This is a genomic window from Frankia sp. CcWB2, assembly GCF_977927585.1.
The window spans coordinates 1-3,035 of record NZ_CDWRCM010000306.1 but is presented as its reverse complement, the minus strand read 5'-3'; the positions used below and the strand labels follow the sequence as shown (position 1 = coordinate 3,035).

General features: G+C 73.1%; 4 protein-coding genes. All 4 read right to left on the bottom strand.

Annotation, left to right across the window (positions count from 1 at the left end):
- Window positions 1-259: 259 nt before the first annotated feature.
- From ACY45C_RS20900 to ACY45C_RS20885, 4 genes are read right to left on the bottom strand one after another with little or no spacing between them, the layout of a single operon-like run.
- The gene (locus ACY45C_RS20900; protein WP_462189256.1) at window positions 260-388 is read right to left on the bottom strand and encodes a hypothetical protein; all 129 of its coding nucleotides are present in this window, start codon (window positions 386-388) and stop codon (window positions 260-262) included.
- Window positions 385-1,098 (bottom strand): inositol monophosphatase family protein, encoded by a 714-nt coding sequence (locus tag ACY45C_RS20895; protein ID WP_462189255.1) that lies wholly within the window; start codon window positions 1,096-1,098, stop codon window positions 385-387. The genes ACY45C_RS20900 and ACY45C_RS20895 overlap by 4 nt, the downstream gene beginning before the upstream one ends.
- Window positions 1,095-2,306, bottom strand: coding sequence for an alpha-D-ribose 1-methylphosphonate 5-triphosphate diphosphatase (locus ACY45C_RS20890; protein ID WP_462189254.1), 1,212 nt, complete (start codon window positions 2,304-2,306; stop codon window positions 1,095-1,097). Before ACY45C_RS20890 ends, ACY45C_RS20895 begins: the two co-directional genes overlap by 4 nt.
- A complete protein-coding gene (locus ACY45C_RS20885) occupies window positions 2,303-3,028 on the bottom strand; it encodes an ATP-binding cassette domain-containing protein (RefSeq protein ID WP_462189257.1) in 726 nt (241 codons plus the stop codon). Before ACY45C_RS20885 ends, ACY45C_RS20890 begins: the two co-directional genes overlap by 4 nt.
- Window positions 3,029-3,035: the final 7 nt, after the last annotated feature.

Sequence of the window (3,035 nt, the reverse complement as noted above, 5' to 3'; positions counted from 1 at the left end):
CTTCATTACGTCCCCTAGGCAGCGCGCTCACCCGCACCCGAGCTCTGCGTTTCTACCAGCGTGAAAAGTTCCAGTTCACCTCACGCAAACTGGTACGGCCACTCAAGCCCGTGGCGCACTGAGCCTTTGACCGTCACAGGGAGTGAATGCCCCTCGGGGTGGTGACGACGACGGCGCGGGGCTCCGAAAGGAACCCCGCGCCGCAAGGTCGCCAACCACGGCGGCAACATCCAGGTTCTGGCCGCCGGGGATAAACGGATCAGTAGGAAGAGCCGCTGATCTCGTCCGCGAGCTGGTGCGCCAGCTCCGGGGTCGCCGCGATCACGCCGGACCAGCGGCGGCTGAGGTCGGGGACGATCTCGACCGGGCGGCCGAAGGCGTCGATCATCGCGCCGCCCGCCGCCGGGACCAGCACGGACGCCGCGGCGATGTCCATGATGCGGTGCGTGTCCGAGCCGGCGTCGGCAAAGGCGTCCGGTGGAGCCCTGCGCCACGAGGGCGGCCTCCAGCCAGCTGCTGGACAGGATGCACCCGCGCGGCCCGGCGGCTCACCCGCAGCCAGGCCGCCTCGTTCTTGGCCTGCGGCCGCAGGAGGCTGACCGCGGCGCCGTCGAGTGCGCGCCGGCCTGTTGTCCGGTAGGGCGCCGGGACGCCGGCTTTCGCATGCCAGCTGCGGCCGGTGTCCAACCAGACGGTGAGGGCCTCGGTCGCCCTGCCGTCGACGGCGACCACGCCGGAGAAGGCCGACAACGGCACCTCCGCGACCGCGTTGGCGGTGCCGTCGACCGGATCGACCACGAGCGTGACCGCCGAACCGTTGTCGATGACACCGATCTCCTCGCTGATCAGGTTGACCCGGTGGGCATTCACCACCTCCGCCACCGCGGTGTCGACCAGCAGGTCCAGACGCGTGGTGAGGGTTCCGTCGGCGCCCATGCCGACCTCCTCGGCGAGCTCCGCGCGCGTATACCGCTCGCGCGCGCCGCGGAAGGCGCCCACCGCCGCGCGGGCGGCGGCGGCCAGCGCGGGATCCGTCCCGGCCGGAATCTCCGGCTCGGGAACCGGCCACCGGGTCACCGCCGCACTCCCGATTGTCACCAGACACCGCCGGATGACAACACGGACCGCACCGCCGGCCAGGGGCGGCGCGGCTCGACCAGCACAAGGTCGGCGCGCAGCCCCGGCTCGAGCCGGCCGCGGTCGGGAAGTCCGGCGACCTCGGCCGGCCCGGCGGTCACCAGGCCGATGGCGGCCGGCAGGGTGGCGAGCCCCTGCTCGGCGAGCAGCATGGCGGCCGCGAGCAGACCGGAGGGCAGGTAGTCCGACACCAGCGCGGTCACCAGGCCGCGGCCGACCAGGTCACGGCCGGAGGCGTTGCCGTTGTGGGAACGTCCCCGCAGGATGTTCGGGGCGCCTATGACGACGGGAAGCCCGTGGGCGCGGGCGGCTTCCGCCGCTTCGATCGTGGTGGGGAACTCGGCGACCGCGCAGCCGCGGGCCCGCAGCTCGGCGATCTCGGCGGCCGAGCTGGGATCGTGCCCGAGCAGCCGGATCCGCGCCGAGCGCGCGGCGAGCCAGATCAGGGCCTCCTCGCGGATGTCGAGCCTGCCGTCCCGGTCGGCGATGAGCTGGTCGACATGCTCGCGAGCCTCCGCCTCGGACAGGCCGCGGCTGCCCATCAGATATCGCTCGTAGTACTCGCGGACGGCGTACTGGCCCTGGCCCGGGGTGTGGTCCTCGTGGGAGACCAGGGCGCCGTCGGGCACCTGGTCCAGTCGCCGCGCCAGCGCGGACAGCGATTCCGGGCTGCGCACGTCGAGCCGGTACAGGATCCGGTGGTCGACGAGCCCGCCGGGATAGGCGTCGATCGCCTTGCACGTCTTCTCCGCCTGGCCCACGCTGCGCGGGATGTCGTGGTGGGTGTCCTCGAAGGAGATGCCGTGGAACACGGTCGTCACGCCCGCGGCCCGCAGCTTGCCCTCGAAGGACAGCAGCGCGAACTCGATCGGCAGCTCGGCGCCCGGTCGGGGCAGCTGTTCGTTCTCGAGCCCGTCGCTGTGGGTGTCGATCAGGCCGGGCACGCACAGCAGGCCCTGACCGTCCACGTCGGCTCCGGAGCCGGGCGGATGCTTCTCGACGGCGGCGATGCGTCCTTCGCGGACCACGATCCGGGCGTCCTCAAGCAGCCGGTCGGGCAGCACGGCCCGCACGTGGCCGAGCACGTAGTCGGCGGGTGGCGCGGCCGGGGTCCAGGATGGCGGGGTCCGGGATGCCGGGGGCCAGGATCCGGTGACGGTCGTGCTCATGCCACACCCGCCAGCAGGTCGGCGCAGCTACCGGACCGCTCGACCAGACCGCCGGACATCAGCACGACCCGCGACGCGAGCCGCCTCATCGCGTCGAGGTCGTGGAACACCGCGAGCACCGCGACTCCTTGCGCGGCAAGGGATCCGATCAGCTCCAGCGCGGCTTCGCGGTTGGCCGGGTCCAGCGCGGACACCGGCTCGTCGAGCAGCAGCAGCCGCGGTGGGCGCACCGTGCCGGCCGCGAGGTTCACCCGCTGCCGCTCGCCGCCCGACAGGACGCCACAGTCGACGTCCCACAGCCCTTCGTCGAGGTTCAGCCGCCGCAGCGCGGCCGCGGCCGCGTCGCGCGCCTCGGAGCGGTCGAGCCCCCGGCGGCGGGCCGCCGCGGCGACGACCTCCCACGGCCCGGTCCGCGGCGGCGCGGACAGGAACTGGGACACGTACCCGATCTCTCGGCCCCGCAGCCGGGCCATCGCCCGGTCCGCCAGCCCGGTCAACTCCACGTCTCCGGTAGCGGTGCGCAGCCACACCTCGCCGGAGTCGGGCAGGTAGGTGCGGTAGACGCAGCGCAGCAACGACGACTTCCCGGCGCCGCTGGGGCCGGCCAGGGCGACGTGTTCGCCCACGCGCACGTCGAGGTCGACACCGTGCAGGGATTCGACCCTCCGGCCGTCGATGGTGTGCAGGACGAAGGACTTGCGCAGCTCGCGCACGGACAGCACTGCTTCT

Bases quoted from the DNA above. Each gene is read 5' to 3' on its own strand.
- ACY45C_RS20900 (WP_462189256.1), bottom strand. From the start codon at position 388: ATGATCGACGCCTTCGGCCGCCCGGTCGAGATCGTCCCCGACCTCAGC.
- ACY45C_RS20890 (WP_462189254.1), bottom strand. From the start codon at position 2,306: ATGAGCACGACCGTCACCGGATCCTGGCCCCCGGCATCCCGGACCCCG.